The following is a 16,945-nucleotide window of genomic DNA, read 5'->3' on the forward strand; positions in this document are numbered from 1 at the left end:
TATGCCTGGCGGCGATAGCGCGGTGGTCCCACCTGACCCCATGCCGAACTCAGCAGTGAAACGCCGTAGCGCCGATGGTAGTGTGGGGTCTCCCCATGCGAGAGTAGGACACTGCCAGGCTTTAAATCCGGTGAACCCCCTCAGCGTAAGCTGGGGGTGTTTGCGTTTGGGGGTCAGAGACGCGATGACATGTCGGCTCGCCTGGGGTATCCTGCGCAGTTGAGCCGGTTTGAAGACACTCACGCGGTCAAACATTCGGATAATTGCCTGCACAATCGCTCATGGGACGGCTCACTGTAAGGTAAAGCTTGAAGGCGGTTGTACAGAGAGAGTAAGAAGGTAAAGTTCGACATTGATATGGAATTAACTGATGTGGATGCAGAAGGCAGCTTAGCCGCTTCAGAACTCTATTGGATGAGTAAATAACTTAAGCCGGTCACTTCAATTTATAGAAAATATATAATTAAATTATAAAGTTAATTCATTATTATGGTTTTCTTTAAAAATATTATTTCGTGAAATAAGTAACATTGGATATTTCAGTGTTAAAAACAAATTTATAAGAATAATAATCTTAGTTATATCGTATGTGAAATTTTAAAACAGTATATTGCCAGGGCAATATTCAACCAGTTAAAGTGGGTTTGTTAAATTGAATCGCAATTCGAGACTCAGTAGTCTGATAAATTTTTTGTGGGTGATAGCAGCAGGATTAATGACCACACTATTTAATCCTAAAGATGACTCTGAATGTACGTACCTCCAATGACATAAAATCCTCTGAAGTTATTCACTACAGAGGATTTATAATATCATCGGCTTTATCGATTTAATTATAAGATACGACTAATCAATTTGTCTACCCGGATGCGGCGTAAGCGACGAATAAGTTTACGTACTTTGACTGGGTAAAGTTGGATACTATCTAATTCCTGATAATTGTTAATAATCGTAGTGTGAGTACGGATAAAATTCAGTTCTTTTGTACGCTGTTCTTGCATTTCTTCATGAGGATCGTGGATAAGAATTGCATTTTCTAAATCTAGTCCCCAGGCGCGAGGATTAAGGTTATTTCCTGTAATCAACTGCCATTGATTATCCACCCACACACCTTTCAGATGATAGCTATTGTCACCATCTTTCCATAACCGTACAGTCAGTTGATCGCTGTCAACATAGAATTGTAGTCTGCTGATAAAACGGCGCAGATTGATTTCATATAGATATGGCAATGCGCCGATAATTTTAAATGGTTCTTCTGGTGGAATATAAAAGTCATTGGCTGTTTTATCGCCAACAATAATTTCCACTTGTTTACCCCGACGTAGCAGATGAATAATCAGTCGGACAATTACTGCTGGCAAGTTAAAATATGGAGTACAAATAATGAGTTTCTGTTCTGTACTGGCGATCAGATGGTTGATGGTTTTATTAAGAAGGTTTTTCTTCCCTAAACCAGCGATCGGAGTGACAGATAACTCATCGTTAGTTGCTTGGTTATTAATCTGATAAGTGGTGTGTCGCAGAGAAAAACGAAGTTGACGGATCAGATTTTTAATTTCAGGGCTACGAGGGCGATTTTTACAATCCAGTTTCTGTACAGCTTCTGCGGAGAGAATGTAATTATCAACAAACTGTTTCATTGCTTCTGCAAGTTTTGCATTGTGAAGTAGATGGTAGCGGTCATAGCGATATTTATCATGTTGGTGGAGATAGACATCATTAATGCTCGCTCCGCTATAAACCACAGTATCGTCAAAGATAAAGCCTTTTAAATGTAAAACACCCAATGCCTCACGGGTATTTACGGGTACACCTAATACTGGAATTTTTATATCAGGATATGCTGCTGCCATAGAGCAATACCAGTCGGCATTCGTTGCCATTGCAGCAGCACCAATTCGTCCACGTTGTGCCCGATGCCAGTCAACAAGGACTTTAATATCTAGTTCGGGGCGTTGTTGCTTAGCTGCATAAAGTGCATTAAGGATATCTTGCCCTGCGTTATCATTTTCCAGATAAAGGGAGATGATATAAATATGTTTTTCAGCGTTAGCAATTTTTTCCAGCAGGGTGCTGCGGAACACTTCGGGTTGATAAAGTGTTTTAACATCAGCAACTGACTGAGGTAGCTTAGGCAGTTGTGCAAGGTGCTGTTGGTGTTTAGCTTGTTTGAATTTAGACAACATCACAGTGCGCTTTTTCTCTTATGTTGGATGGCTGAAATACTACTATATAAAGCAATGAATCAAATGATCTGGCGATAATACCATTAGTCTGGCTAATTGTGAGCATGATTTGACGCTCTACTCTCTAATGATTCAAGTCTGTGCGATTCATCACGTAGTTGATTTAAAGTTCAAGGGTTAAGTTTACAATACCATCTTCAAATTGAATATCTATGGTAAATCCCAGTTTCTTAGCGAGTTTTATCATAGTTCGATTTTCTGGCATGGTAATGGCGTTGAGGCGTCTTATGCCATGTTCTCGCGTATAATTAATAAGTTTGGTCATAAGCTGATGCCCAAGGGTAATCCCTTTTAAATCAGAACGTACTAACACAGCAAATTCTGCTTCGACATTATCTGGGTCAGCTATGGCGCGAGTAACACCGATAATTTCTGGGTTGGTTTTAGGGTGATGCACGGCAACAAATGCCATTTCACGGTCGTAATCAATTTGGGTCATATTCGCTAGATCATCGTGTGTGAATTCGCTAATTTCACTGAAATAGCGGTAATAGAGATCTTCTCTAGTGACCTGACCGATAAAATCTTTCAGCAATGGTTCATCTTCTGGCAAAATCGGACGCAGAAGGCATTCTGCACCACTTTTTAGTTTTATGGTTTCTTCTAGTTCGCTTGGATATGGGCGGATAGCCAATCTAGTTCTTGGGTCGCCTTCTATTGAAGACAATTCCATCGAAACATCCAATAGTGTGAATTCATCGCCAGAAGCTAGTAAAGGATGAATATCCAATCGTATGATCTGTGGGCAATCAAGTAATAGGTTGGATACTTGAACCAAAAGTCGGCTGAGTGCCAGCACATCTAGTGGTTGAAGAGAGCCTTTGAGCTTAATTTTTCTACTTTTAATGGCTTGAATAACTAAATATCGTGCTAATGCCATATTAAGAGGTGGCAATGCAACCGCTGCTTGTGTTTCCTGTAACCACTCTACACCACCTTCACCCAGCATAATCAATGGGCCAAATACTTCATCTTGTTCTACTGCAATCCGCAATTCTTGCGCTCCAGCGCGGTTTGCCATGCTTTGAACTAACAATCCCTGAACTCTTGCTTGTGGAAAGTTTTGGTTGACTCGTTCGATAATTGCTTGAGCAGAAGCCCTGACTTCATCTGCATTTCGCAAATAGAGCATGACTCCCTGAACTTCTGATTTATGTGGGATATCTGGTGATCGTAATTTCAGGGCGACAGGATAACCAATCTGTTGAGCAATACTGACTGCTTCATTACTGTCATGAGCAATCCATGTCGGAAGTGTATTGAGGCCATAGGCTTCCAGAATAGGTTGAACTTCATGGGTATCTAGACGAAAATTCTTTTGTTCTAGGGCTTGTTGTATGCACTGATGGGCGCGAGCTGTATTAGCGGTGATATTTGCTGGTAATGTTGGTGTCTCTGTTAATTGTTTCTGGTTGCGACGATATTCCACCATATGCATAAAAGCAGTCACAGCGCCTTCAGGGGTTCGGTAAGTTGGAATACCGGCTTCACTGAACAAACGGCGGGCTTCTTGTGACGAATATTCACCACACCAGTTGGTAAAGATAGTGAGCCATTTTCCCCGTGGATGTTGTCGGATTGTTTCAATCACTTTAGTTGCTGTATGAACGCCGGGAGCAATGGCGCTAGGTGAGTGAATAAGTAACAAGGCATCATGGTCGTGGCTGTCCAACAACGGTTTTAGTGCTGTGATATAACGTTCCACGGTGGAGTCATCTCTTAAATCCAGCGGGTTATGTAAAGCGATAGTTTCTGGTAATTGTGTTTTCAATGCTTTCGTTGTTTCTTCTCCTAACGTCGCTAATTTACCGTTGCGGCGGAATAATTCATCCAGCGCCATTGCTGCTGGAGCTGCGCCATTACTGACGATAAACAATCGTTCTCCTCGTAAAGGTGACATATAACTTAATGTTTCTACAGCCGAAAACATTTCATGCGTGTCTTGTACCCGTAATAATCCAGCGCGCTGAATAGCAGCATCATAAGCAGCATCTAGATTTTGTTGCTCACCAAGTAATTTCTGTGCCCGCTTGGTACGACCACTTTTAACCACAAGGATCGGTTTATTACGGGAAGCACTCCTGGATGCTGAAAGAAAACGACGGGCATCATGGATATGTTCAAGATAGAGCAAGATGGCGCTGGTTTTATTGTCACGAGCCAGAAAATCAAGCAGATGATCAATATCAATATCGACACTATCGCCTAGCGCTATAAAGTAGGAAAATCCGACACCTCTGTGTTGTGCCCAGTCAAGAATGGTATTGGATACTGCTGCGGATTGAGAAATAAAGGCTAACTTCCCTTTGTGTATCGGAACCGGAGAAAAACTGGCGTTCAGTCCTTGCCAGGGTGCTAATAATCCCAAACTGTTTGGTCCGAGTAATCGGATACTATAGCGTTGGCAACACTGTCTTAGTTCGGCAAATTGGGATTTTGGTGAAGAAAGAATAATAACTGTTTTACAACCTCGTTTCCCCAATTGCTCCAGACATTGCAAATTGCGGCTGTGATGAGTACAGATAACAGCCAAATCGGGTGTAATCGGTAATTTATCTATTGAAGGATAGGCTAAAACCCCTTGAACGGAACTTTTATTTGGGGTTATCGGTAGTATTGGCCCGGCAAATCCTCCTGCGAGCAGGTTACGCATCATAACTGAACCAGCTCGTTCTGGTTTTTCTGAAGCACCAATTACAGCAATGGATTTAGGGCGTAATAAAGCTTCAAGTCCTCGCTGGCTCATCAAGAGGCTCCTTAATTAGCGATTAATGTTGACAACTGTAGCGGATTTTTCCGGCAATTGCTGTGATTTACGCTCTTGGATGATGAGGTTTACCTGCCAGATATTGCTGATGGAAATAGCTAAAATGAGTGAGCAGTTGCTGAGAAGCTGTTATGTCTCCAGCTTGTTCCAGAATGATAGCTGCCACTTCTGCGGTACAGAGTTGTTCTTCTCTGGCTGACATCCGTAATAAATAATTTGTTTTTGCGGCGCTGTTAACGGATAACAATGGAATATTATCCAGATAAGGGCTTTTACGGAAAATTTTCCTAGCTTCCGGCCATGTACTATCTAACATAATAAATAACGGTGGCTTACTATCAATAGGAATATGCCGATAAACTTTACGCGGTGGTTGAGCATAGTTTTCCGGAAATATCAGATAGGGCTGACGAGAAGGATCGTGGATTACAGCCAGCATTTTTGGATCAGGTGTGGTTCTTGACCAAAGAAAAGCTTGCGTATCAGGAAGAATGTCAGCAATCAGTTTACCTGTGTTACTCGGTTTCATTGGCTCGGTATCAAACATGATAAGACAAAAGCGGCTGGTAGCATTTACCGGTTTGATTGTATCGCACAAGCAGTTTTTTTGTGGCAGCAGGCAGTAAGAGCAACGTTCTATACGGCAACCACGGGCACGAAAGGGGCGAGTGGAACGAGCAAGGCGTTGTTGGCGCAGTTGGAAGACAGCATTATCATTCATAAATCAGGAACCTGGGTCCTTCAGGCAATAAGGCGAGAAAAAATTGAGGGCACATTTTAATGGATTGTGGTTGTCAGAGGTAGCTTACTATGCGCACATCAGGTAATCTTCGCGCCATAAAGTAGTTGGAGAAACGAATGAACGATTCATATAGTGGTAAAAATGGCAAAGTCAAAGTGATGTATGTCCGTAGTGAGGACAAGAATGACAGCCGCAGCAATAACAAACGTCCGTCAGGCAAAGGACGCGATCAAGGTCAGAGTCGTAGGAACAATGAGCGATCATCCCATTCTCCGCGTGTTACTGAGCGTGAAAGATCACCCTGGAAAACAGTTTCACGCCCTGAGAGTGATTCTTTAGCGCCAGAGCATAATGGTATCAGTGGGAAAAGTCAGATTGACCATGAGCAACTCCGCCGTCAGAGAATGGAAGAAACTCGGATTTATGGTGAAAATGCTTGTCAGGCGATGTTTAAAAACCGGTCTGAAGCGATAGTTCGAGCCTGGTTTGTTGAGTCAGTGACACCACGTTTCCGTAATGCTCTGAAATGGATGGCTGCTAACCGCAAAGCTTATCATGTTGTGGATGAAGCTGAACTAACAAAAGTGTCAGGCACGGAACATCATGGTGGTGTTTGTTTTCTGATTAAAAAACGTAATGGTTTGGATGTAGAAACTTACCTGAAAGATGCTCCGGTAAAAGATTGTGTTTTAGCTCTTGAAGATGTGGGTAACCCTCATAATATTGGTGCCATTATGCGAAGCTGTGCACATTTTGGCGTGCGGGGAGTAATTTTGCAGGATGTAGCCTTGTTGGAGTCTGGTGCGGCTATCCGTACAGCGGAAGGTGGTGCAGAACATATTAAAGGCATTGATGCTGATAGCTTGACGACTACACTGAATAAATTTCGCAAAGCCGGTTACACTATTGTGACTACGTCTAGCCATAAGGGGAGTACCAATTTAGCTAAAGCTGAATTGCCTGAAAAAATGGTTTTAGTACTTGGTCAAGAACGTGATGGCCTGAGTGACAGTGCCTGGGAACATGGTGATATGAGCCTGTTCGTTGGTGGTACAGGTTTGGTTGAAAGCCTGAATGTTTCTGTTGCAACTGGCATTATGCTGGCTGAATGGTGGCGACAGAATAAAGCCTGATCGTAAAAGCGGGAGCGATAGTGCTCCCGTTTCGTTATTTAAGATTCAGTGAGCTCCGCTAATACCTTCTTTACTACCTTGTGTGAATGGCGGCTTAGCCAGCCAAACAAGCATGATCAAAATCAGGAATACGCCGGCGGAGAGCCAGAAAATTTCATTTGCTGAAATGATGAGTCCCTGATGGGTAATCTCTTTTGCCAGATAAGCAGAAATTTGCTGGTTATTCATTCCCAGTGCCGATAGTTGTTGATAGATTTGTTGAGTATCAAAGCCATAAGGATTGATGTATTCAGTAAAATGAGAGTGATGCATTGATTCGCGCTGAGTCCACATGGTTGTCGTTATTGATGTTCCTATTGACCCAGCCAATGTACGAATAAAATTCGATAGGCTAGATGCAGATGCCACTCGCTCTGGTGGTAAACCGGAAAGGGTAATGGTTGTTAATGGCATAAAAAAGCAGGCAATAGCAAAACCCTGAATAAATTGAGGCCATGCGGCGGCGGCAAAATCCATGCCTGGTTCGAATGTATATGCACGCCAGTAATAACAAATAGCGTAAACAACAAAGCTAAATGTCACTATGTAGCGCATATCTATTCTATTACTGAACTTACCGATTAGCGGAGATATTATCAATGGCAGCAACCCTACGGGTGCAGCGGCAAGACCTGCCCAAGTTGCGGTATAGCCAAACACTTCTTGTAATAACTGAGGTAACAAAACAATTGTGCCAAAGTAGAGTAAATAGGCCAAACTTAAACAGAAGCAGCCAATGGTAAAGTTGCGCTCTTTAAATAGTGACAGGTCAATAATTGGGTTGTCATCGGTCAATTCCCATACCGTCAGGAATATCAATGTGATTACGGCTATCACAGCCAATACGATAATTTCTGTAGAATTAAACCAGTCCAGATCTTTTCCTTGATCCAACATGATTTGTAAACAACCCACGCCGATAACCAGCAATAGGAGTCCGATTGTATCGATAGGTTTGATTTCTGTTTGAGTTTCACGTCCTTTTAGGGTTTGCATAGCAATCAAAATAACTGCGATACCAATAGGAACGTTGATAAAGAAAATCCATCCCCAATGATAGTTATCACTGATGTAACCACCCAATATAGGACCAAAAATCGGGGCGACAATAATAGTAATTGACCATAATGCCAGCGCCATATTTCCTTTGGCTGGTGGATAATTGTTCAGTAGTAGGCTTTGTGAAAGAGGAATAAGAGGACCTGCCACTAATCCTTGAATGACCCGGAAGAAGATTAGCATCTCAAGACTGTTGGAAATACCACATAGCCAAGAAGATATGGCAAATAAGGCTGTTGACCAGATGAATAGTTTAACTTCACCGATGCGTTTTGCCAGCCACCCAGTAATTGGAATTGAAATCGCGTTAGCAACACCAAAAGAGGTAATTACCCAAATCCCCTGAGAATTTGATGATCCCAGATTACCTGCGATAGTGGGTATTGCCACGTTAGCGATTGTAGAATCCAAAACTTGCATAAAAGTTGCTAGGGATAACGCAATAGTCATCCATGCAAGTTTAGCGCCTGTAAGTGGCGGTCTTGTCACTTTGGCCTCCGGTATTATTTTCCAGAATTGTTGTTAATTATGTCGGTGACTATTTTATTTGCCGGAGACATATCTATTTCCAGAGCCGTTGTGTGATAAGCCGATTTAGTGCGTGTTCTGTCTGATAGAACCTGTCCATCGGAATGAGTGGTATCTACCCTTACTTTAGTCGATAGACCGATGCGCAATGGATATTTCTCTAGTTGTTCAGGGTTCAGTTCAATGCGAACAGGTAAGCGCTGAATAACCTTAATCCAATTGCCACTGGCATTTTGAGCTGGCAGCAAAGAGAAGGCGCTTCCGGTACCCATATCAAGCCCAGCGATTTTGCCATTAAATGTCTTGTCTTTACCGTAAAAATCACTGGTGATTTCTACGGGTTGACCAATACGCATGTCAGCGAGTTGAGTCTCTTTGAAGTTAGCTTCAATCCACATATCGTTTGCTGGGATTATTGCCATTAGGGGAGTATTTTTATTGATTTGTGCCCCAATTTGTACACTGCGACGTGAGACATAGCCATCAATTGGGCTGACTATTTTGGTGCGTTGCAATGTCAACCAGGTATTGCGAACTTCCGTTGCAGCTTGTTCAACTGCGGGTTGTTTTTCTAAAGGGGTGTTCAGAATAATTGCCTGATTCGCGTTATATTGTTCGATAGCGACATCCAATGCAGATTGGGAGCTAGCAACCGCTTCTCGCGCATGTTGTAATTCTTCTTTACCAATGACTTTCTGAGCACCAAGTACTTCACGGCGACTGAGATCACTTTGAGTTCGGGTCAACTCAGAGCGGCGCAGGGCAATATTAGCCTGATATTGTTTACTGTTAATCATCTGCTGATGAGTTTGGCGGACACTGCTGGCTAGTACTGTTTTCGCTTTTTCCAGTGCTAATTCTGCATCACGAGGATCGAGTTGTACCAGCACACTACCGCTTTTCACAAAGTCAGTGTTATCGAAGTTAACGGTGATTACGCTGCCAGCAACTTGCGACATAATTTGAATTTGGTTGCCTGTAACGTAGGCATTGTCTGTTTCTTGATGATGGCGTAAGGCGATAAGCCAATAAAAAAAGTAGGCAATGCCAAGTAAGGTAAAGACAAGAGTCAGTGACACTAAGGCGCGACTGCGCCGTCTTTTTTTGCTATGGATTGGGCTTTGTGGTGCTTGTACTTTCTCATTTGCACTCATAGTAAATCCCCGTGCTTGTTATTTTCTTCCGGTAACTACCATTTCTCAGGATCACTTTTCCAGTAGCGCTATATCATCACTACTGGAAAGGTGAATTACACAAAGTCCAATGTTATCGAAGAATAAGAGTTAGCTTTTTGCAGAATAGATCATATTGGCTAACAAGAAAGTTTTTTCGAACAATTTAACCAGGAAAGTGTTGCTTGGATAAAAAATGTTCGATTAAACGACAAGCTATTTATTTGATACAATCGCCCATTGTATCAAGTTTGACCAGTAATTTTCTCATTAACTTCTCTAACTGTTTTTGTTCCTCTTGGTCAAGACATGACCAAAGTTTTCTCAGGCAGTCATGTTGAGGTGGAAGCAAACTATTTAAGAATTTTGTACCTTGCTCTGTCAGGTGAAGATGAAGACAACGGCGGTCGTTATGGCTTTCTTTTCTTTCAATCCACTCCTGCTTTTCCAATTCATCAGCGATACGAGTGGCATTAGTACGGGAAGAACCTAAAGCGGCACTGAGTTCTGATGGCTGAATACTGTGGCTTTCTTTAGTATCAAGGATCATCAGGGCCATGAACAAAGTTTCATTGATTCCTTGAGCTTTCAACATATTATTACGGTTTTCAAGCAACTTACTTTGGACGTGCATTGATAACCTAGTCAACAGGATCTCTTGATAAGGAATATCTTTATTTAATTTGGCTTGCTGTGCTGCACGAATATTCAGTAATTCTTCGGTAGGCGTAAACGAACTTTCCATTATTTAGATACCTTATTAGTTTCAACTGGTAAGATAACTTTTGTTATCAAACATCCAAATGGTATATTAAAAGATAAATTTAGCAATTGTAGTTATTTATTATCATCATATTTCTTTTGATATTGATACCTAATTCATAAATATTTTGAATGTTAGTCCGAAAAGTAGAGCTCCTAATAGAGTTGAGAGTATAATTTTCTTTGTTTTGTAGAAAACTAAGCAGATAGTTAGAAAGCCCATCAGGGTAGGAAATAGCTTTTGATTATCTTTCATTACATCAGGTACACCGGAAACGATCAGTAAAGAGCAGATGGATGCGATGCCAATGCTATCAAGAATAATGTTTGCTTTTCCGCCTTGTCTGCCGGCAGACTGACGTGCTGTACCAAAACGCAGTGGCAGATAACGGAATAAAAAATTAGCTAATCCAACGAATAGCCCGATGAGCAGAATACTACTGTCAATCATTGTGTTTCCTTTTGGTCAGAAATGCCATTGCAACGGTTTCTTGGTTGTAATAATGCAGCAGTACAACCACCAACAATACCGGCCAGAATGGCAATAGGGATTGAGAAAAATGTAATCCCTAATAGTGCCCCGGTCAGGGCTGCTACAACACAATAGCTATTTTGCTTTCTGCAAGATGCAAGAAGGAAACTCAAGAATAGTGCCGGCAACATGAAAGTCATGGCCGCTTCTACAGCGGGATAGGATTCCAGATAACCGTTGCCAAGAAATGCACCAGCTGCTGTTCCTATGACCCAGGCAAGCCAGGAGCTGATCGCAATGGCAACCATCCAGTTTTCACTCCAACTGCGTTGGTTCTTAATAAGTTTTGCGGTGGTTGCGGCAAAAACTTCATCTGTCAGGCCAAAGGCCCAAATGAGGGTTTTTTTCTCGGTTAATTTATCTTTGATACGGCGTCTTAAAGATGGGCCATAAAGGATATGGCGAACATCCATTGCCATTATGGTTAGAGCAGAAACCCATAATGATGTACCAGCACTCAGTAGGGCAGTGATAACAAACTGGCTTGCACCTGCATAGATGATGCATGAAAAGAAAATGGCTTCTATTGGGTTAAAGCCAAGTTTGACCGCGTTGAGGCCAAAAGCAAAAGCTACAGGTATATAGCCGATAACGATAGGCAAACTGTCTATTATTCCTTCAGTAAAAGAAGATTTTTTATCGGGTAAAGGCGTTAATGTGTCAGGAATAGGCATAGAATATACATTTGGTTATATGAGTGTTATGTAACATTAACAAAATGAAATGAAATAGAGAATATTGTCCCTGCTAAATGTTTCATAAATGTTTTTGTTTAAACATTCTTTGTCATGAGGGCTTCCTACAATGTCTTAGGTTCATGTTTTTTGCCCAAAAACCATACGAGCAGGTTGATGACACAAATAGTCATTCCAGCGGCAGTAACGCCATACCAGCCTGAGTGTTTATAAGCATAACCTGCAACCAGAGAACCAAGAGCACCACCAATAAAATAGCTGGTCATATAAGCGGCGGTAAGTCGATTTCTGGCTTCTGGCATGATGTGGTATATCGTGCTTTGATTAGTGACGTGAACTCCCTGAATTGCAATGTCGAGGATCAAGATGCCAATTAAGAAGCTAATTAATGATTCTTTGGCAAGGCCAATTGGTATCCATGAAAGGAGCAATAGTATCAGAGCGATGCTGGTGGTCAGAGAACCTTTTCCTTTATCGACTAGTTGTCCTGTTCTGGTTGCCATTAGTGCTCCGGCGGCACCGACTAAGCCAAATAAACCGATTACTCCTTCAGAATAATTAAAAGGAGGCGATGCAAGCAGGAATGCCATTGAGGTCCATAAAAGGCTGAAATTGGCAAATGTCAGTGCTCCCAATACGGCGCGAACCCTGAGAAGGGGGCTTGTAGCAACGAGTTGTACAATAGATCTAAGTAATTGGAAATAATTAAGGTCAGTCACTTGCTGGTAACGTGGCAGGTAGCGCCATAATGTCAGGGAAAGAATTACCAGTGATAAGCTAGCAACCCAAAAAATAGTTCGCCAGTCACCCAAGGTAGCCATTGCTCCTGAGATTGTTCTTGCCAGCAATATCCCAAGTAGCAAGCCACCCATAATTGTACCGACTGCTTTTCCGCGCTGATGGGGAAGAGCGAGTGTTGCAGCCAGAGGGACCAAAATTTGGGCAACTACCGAAAATAAGCTTGTCAAAGCTGTTCCTAGTAGCATTTGCCAAATATTCTGCGACGTAGCGGTAATCAGCAAGCCGATAGCGGCTAATATTGTCATCGAAACAATCAGACTGCGTCGTTCAAGCATATCCCCTAATGGCACTAGGAATATCAGGCCAATGGCATAGCTCAGTTGAGCTGAGGTGACAATAAAACTCGCTTCGCTGGTAGTTATGTTAAATTGTAAAGCGATGGTATCAAGTAGTGGTTGCACATAGTAGTTACTGGCAACAACTAAGCCTGTAGAAATTGCCATCAGAGCAATTAAAGCCGGACTTAATGGGGCTCGGGAAATATTTTCTTCCATAGTTGGGTTTTCTCATGTTTAAGCGGCAGATTAAGCGAGAGTAGGCACTTCATTAAAGATATCAGTAGTCACGTGCTAGATTTTTCGCATTGTAATGAGTTTTTATTATTAGATTCAATGCTAAAACAGCGGGAATAGCGGGATGAATCCCAAAAACATTAATTGAGCTGACCAGTTTGGTATAAGAGAAAATAGAAGTGAGAAATAGTGAACTGGCATATACCTGTTATCTTTCAAGTTGCCTCTTTGTTGGCTGCACTCACTCACCCCGGTCACAGAGTTATCTATGCTTATGCTCCCGGGGATTCGCTCCCTGCCGTCGCGATGCATCTTGAAATCCATAGGGTATAGACCAATTCACTATGGTATCTAGAGTGTTAATTATTTCCGGTGACTTCAATGGCAGTTTTAACCCAATCATCAAATAATTTTTGATGAGCTTTAATCCAACCATTGGCGTGGCGTTCGATATCCGCTTGTGATGCTTCACCATTATGCATTCGCAGGTTTTGGGCGTTAATATCAGCAAGCGGCATTTTCATAATAGAAAATAGCTTGGCTGCTGCCGGGTTATCTTCCGCCCATTTTTTATTGGCGGCAATATGCATAATACTTGGCGGGAAACCATAATTTGCTCCATTTGGTAGCTTAGTATCTATTTTTTCACCGTTAGGCATCGCCGAGAAAGGAACTTGCAGCCAGATGACATCTTTACCCGGTTTTAGCACATCACTGATCCAGTAAGGTGTCCAAGTGTAATAGAGGACAGGTTTACCTTCTTTATAGCGGGTAATCGTATCCGCCATCATAGCTGCATAGTTTCCCTGATTATGCTCAACACTATTGTTCAGACCATAAGCTTTAAGGTGATAGTTGATTGCGGTTTCACAGCCCCATCCGGGGTTACAGCCGGTAAGATCAGCTTTACCATTACCGTTGGTATCAAATAATTTGGCTATTTTCGGATCTTTCAATTGGGCAATATTCGTGATGTTGTATTTTTCCGCTGTTCTTTTGTCGATTAAGTACCCTTGCGCGGCGTTTTCTACGTAGTGACCAACCCGGTAAAATTTGGCATCACCACCTGCGGCCTGATATTGGGCGTTATGTAGTGGTTCCCAACTTACTGCCATAAAGGTTGCATCACCGGAAGCGATAGATGAATAAGCGACGTTGTAGTCTACCTCTTTGATTGGTTTGACATCATAGCCAAGTTTTTCCAGTGCCTTATTGACAATCAGTGTCTGGAATGTTTCTTCGGTGAGGGTGCTTTGTACTGGCTGTACGCTGATACCTTTACCCGGTAATTCGACAGCGGATATCTGTGGACTTACTAGTGATGATAAGGATACTACCGCCCAGATAACTATCTTATTCATAGTCTTATCTCCTGTTGTAATAACTATATACCCGTTATCTTTCAAGTTGCCTCTTTGTTGGCTGCACTTACTCCAGTCACAGAGCTATCTATGCTCCCGGGGATTCGCTCCCTTGCCGTCGCGATCCATCCTGAAATCCATTGGGTATATGTTTATTAAAAATTACGCTTTTTTGCTCAACAAACGGATAATTAATCCAGTGGGTCCAGTGGCGTACCAGCGATTTGTCCCCTTGGTGCGGCTGTCAAGACCGAGAGACTGGGTTAGACGGTCGAGGAGAATCGCAAGAATAACGATCCCGACACCACCTACGGCGGCAAGTCCCATATCAAGACGACCAATACCCCGCAGAACCATCTGGCCTAAACCACCGACAGCAATCATTGATGCGATAACAACCATTGACAGTGCCAACATCAGGGTTTGGTTTACACCGGCCATAATGGTTGGCATAGCCAGTGGTAACTGCACTTTAAACAGCATTTGTCGAGGACTGGCGCCGAAAGATTCCGCTGCTTCTATCAGGTCTGCCGGAACCTGTTTGATACCCAAAATTGTTAGACGGACAATTGGAGGCAGAGCAAAGATAATAGTGACGATAACTCCAGGTACGTTGCCGATACCAAATAGCATAACAATAGGAACCAAATAGACGAATGCGGGGGTAGTTTGCATTGCATCAAGTAGAGGCCGGATAATTTTTGCTGCTCTTTCGCTGCGTGACAGCCAGATACCAAGTGGTAACCCGATGATGATGCAGAACAGCAGAGATGTCAGAGCCAGTGCTAGAGTAACCATAGCTTCAGACCATGCCCCAATTGCGCCAATCACTATCAGCGCAACCAGTGAGGCAATTCCCATACCAATGCCTGATAGCTGCCAGGCAATCAAGGCAAACAACATGATAGCAATCGGTGCGGGCATTGATGTTAAAAATTGTTCAAAACCACTGAGAACAAAATCTATTGGGACACGTATTCCCTGAAATGCTGGACGAAAATTTAGCACGATCCAGTCAATAGCATGAGTTACCCATGAGTCTAGAGGGATAAGTGTATGCTGGAAAGGGTCCATGATATTAAAATGTTCAGTTTGTGCCGTTGTTGCTGGTGCATCCAGCCAGTCAGAGCCGGCTGAATTGTTAACATTGGCTTCGCTACCCCAAGGGTCTGTGCTATCAGCGGAAGAGGAATTGGTATCCCATGCGTCCTGTGTCGGCTGGGTTTGATGTTCGTTTTGATTACTCAATTGGTGTCTCCTTGTCTAAAGCCTGCAACAACATCCCCTTGGAAATAACACCAATGTATTTGTCGTTATCTCCCACAACCGGAACGGCACAAGGCGATTGTGCTACAACAGAAATTAATTCATTAAGAGACGTATCTGCGGCAACAGCAGTCGATTCCGCCAATATGGCATGTTCGATAGATTTTCCTTCCTGTAATGCTTTTTCCAGTGAATTTACTGAAACCACACCCGCAAATTTTTGTCCACGTTCAATCAGGTAACCGTAGTTTCTGTCTTCATCACCAAGAACTTTCAATGCAGAACGAGGACCAAAACCCGGCGCAATGTGAAGAAGAGAGTCTGGGCGGCGGCGGGCAACATCTTTAGCGCTGAATACATGGCTGATATCTACGCCACGGAAAAAGGTCCTCACATAGTCATTGGCTGGATTGTTCAGGATTTCATCGGGTGTCCCGACCTGTACAACCACACCGCCTTGCATAATGGCGATCCGGTCGCCAATACGCATTGCCTCATCTAAATCATGGGAGATAAAAACGATGGTTCGTGGTTGAGTACCTTGTAGACTTAGCAGCTCGTCTTGCATTTCTGTACGAATTAATGGGTCAAGGGCAGAAAACGCCTCATCCATCAGCAAAATGTCTGGGTTATTGGCCAAAGCTCTGGCAAGCCCAATCCGTTGGCGCATTCCGCCTGAAAGTTCATCTGGATAGGATTGTGCATAATTTTCCAGATTTACCTGTTTCAGTGCATCCAACGCTTTTTTGTGACGTTCTTGTTTGGCAATACCGGCAAGTTCCATACCAAAAGCACTGTTTTCCAGTACGTTTAAATGCGGCATCAGCGCGAATGATTGGAAAACCATACTGATTTTGTTACGGCGAACCTCTCTCAAGGCTGTTTCTGAAATCTCAGAAATATCTTCACCATCAATTAATACCTGACCGCGACTCGGTTTTATCAGACGATTGAGAAGGCGTACCATGGTGGATTTACCTGAGCCTGATAATCCCATGATGACAAATATTTCGCCTTCTTCAATGGCCAGATTGGCATTCTGTATACCAACAGTTAGACCTGTCTTTTCAAATATCTGATCTTTATTCAAACCAGAATTCAGTAATTTGAATGCATATTCTGGATGATCGCCAAATATTTTATAGAGATTTTTAACTTCGAGTTTAATTGCCATGAAATAGTTAATTTCCTTTCGATGGTTATCTAATAATTTTATGCATTATTTATCTCTGCATGATTACTTGAAGATATATACCCTAACATACTGAGAGGGCCTGACAACCCTATGTTAATGTTAATTAATCAAAAAAATGATGATAATAAATTA

Annotated in this window: 13 protein-coding genes and 1 rRNA gene; 2 read left to right on the forward strand and 12 right to left on the reverse strand. The window is 42.5% G+C overall.

Features of this window, described 5'->3' with window-relative positions:
- Window positions 1–4: 4 nt before the first annotated feature.
- Window positions 5–120 (forward strand): 5S ribosomal RNA (gene rrf / locus EAE89_RS10100).
- Window positions 121–833: 713 nt separating this feature from the next.
- Here the strand turns inward: rrf and pssA are convergent.
- The 3 genes from pssA to EAE89_RS10115 form a co-directional block, all read right to left on the reverse strand.
- Complete coding sequence (gene pssA, locus EAE89_RS10105; protein WP_214085781.1) at window positions 834–2,189, reverse strand: CDP-diacylglycerol--serine O-phosphatidyltransferase; 1,356 nt, start codon at window positions 2,187–2,189, stop codon at window positions 834–836.
- A 163-nt stretch (window positions 2,190–2,352) separates the two neighbouring features.
- Complete coding sequence (locus EAE89_RS10110; RefSeq protein WP_214085748.1) at window positions 2,353–4,995, reverse strand: bifunctional acetate--CoA ligase family protein/GNAT family N-acetyltransferase; 2,643 nt, start codon at window positions 4,993–4,995, stop codon at window positions 2,353–2,355.
- Window positions 4,996–5,062: 67 nt separating this feature from the next.
- Window positions 5,063–5,737: a tRNA-uridine aminocarboxypropyltransferase gene (locus tag EAE89_RS10115; protein ID WP_054476654.1), complete on the reverse strand. Its 675-nt coding sequence runs from the start codon at window positions 5,735–5,737 to the stop codon at window positions 5,063–5,065.
- Between the two features lie 137 nt (window positions 5,738–5,874).
- On the opposite strand from EAE89_RS10115, the gene EAE89_RS10120 reads away from it, so the two are divergent.
- Window positions 5,875–6,891: a tRNA/rRNA methyltransferase gene (locus tag EAE89_RS10120; protein ID WP_054476656.1), complete on the forward strand. Its 1,017-nt coding sequence runs from the start codon at window positions 5,875–5,877 to the stop codon at window positions 6,889–6,891.
- A gap of 45 nt (window positions 6,892–6,936) precedes the next feature.
- Here EAE89_RS10120 and emrB read toward each other — a convergent pair whose 3' ends face one another.
- The 9 genes from emrB to proV all read right to left on the reverse strand — a co-directional run bounded on the left by emrB (window position 6,937) and on the right by proV (window position 16,792).
- Complete coding sequence (emrB, locus tag EAE89_RS10125) at window positions 6,937–8,478, reverse strand: multidrug efflux MFS transporter permease subunit EmrB (RefSeq protein WP_172909696.1); 1,542 nt, start codon at window positions 8,476–8,478, stop codon at window positions 6,937–6,939.
- A 14-nt stretch (window positions 8,479–8,492) separates the two neighbouring features.
- Entirely contained in the window at window positions 8,493–9,671 is a 1,179-nt protein-coding gene (gene emrA / locus EAE89_RS10130; RefSeq protein WP_054476660.1) for a multidrug efflux MFS transporter periplasmic adaptor subunit EmrA, read from the reverse strand.
- Window positions 9,672–9,909: 238 nt separating this feature from the next.
- A complete protein-coding gene (gene mprA / locus EAE89_RS10135; protein ID WP_054476661.1) occupies window positions 9,910–10,434 on the reverse strand; it encodes a transcriptional repressor MprA in 525 nt (174 codons plus the stop codon).
- Between the two features lie 129 nt (window positions 10,435–10,563).
- On the reverse strand, window positions 10,564–10,899 hold the full coding sequence (gene ygaH / locus EAE89_RS10140; protein WP_188093341.1) for an L-valine transporter subunit YgaH: 336 nt from the start codon (window positions 10,897–10,899) through the stop codon (window positions 10,564–10,566).
- Complete coding sequence (locus EAE89_RS10145; protein ID WP_214085749.1) at window positions 10,899–11,657, reverse strand: AzlC family ABC transporter permease; 759 nt, start codon at window positions 11,655–11,657, stop codon at window positions 10,899–10,901. Before EAE89_RS10145 ends, ygaH begins: the two co-directional genes overlap by 1 nt.
- A 125-nt stretch (window positions 11,658–11,782) precedes the next feature.
- Complete coding sequence (locus EAE89_RS10150) at window positions 11,783–12,973, reverse strand: MFS transporter (protein WP_214085750.1); 1,191 nt, start codon at window positions 12,971–12,973, stop codon at window positions 11,783–11,785.
- A 377-nt stretch (window positions 12,974–13,350) separates the two neighbouring features.
- Entirely contained in the window at window positions 13,351–14,352 is a 1,002-nt protein-coding gene (gene proX, locus EAE89_RS10155) for a glycine betaine/L-proline ABC transporter substrate-binding protein ProX (RefSeq protein WP_149616648.1), read from the reverse strand.
- A 162-nt stretch (window positions 14,353–14,514) separates the two neighbouring features.
- Window positions 14,515–15,600, reverse strand: coding sequence for a glycine betaine/L-proline ABC transporter permease ProW (gene proW / locus EAE89_RS10160; RefSeq protein WP_149616647.1), 1,086 nt, complete (start codon window positions 15,598–15,600; stop codon window positions 14,515–14,517).
- Entirely contained in the window at window positions 15,593–16,792 is a 1,200-nt protein-coding gene (proV, locus tag EAE89_RS10165; RefSeq protein ID WP_149616646.1) for a glycine betaine/L-proline ABC transporter ATP-binding protein ProV, read from the reverse strand. The genes proW and proV overlap by 8 nt, the downstream gene beginning before the upstream one ends.
- Window positions 16,793–16,945 lie beyond the last annotated feature (153 nt).

This window comes from Photorhabdus heterorhabditis, assembly GCF_018448905.1.
Lineage (GTDB): Bacteria > Pseudomonadota > Gammaproteobacteria > Enterobacterales > Enterobacteriaceae > Photorhabdus > Photorhabdus heterorhabditis.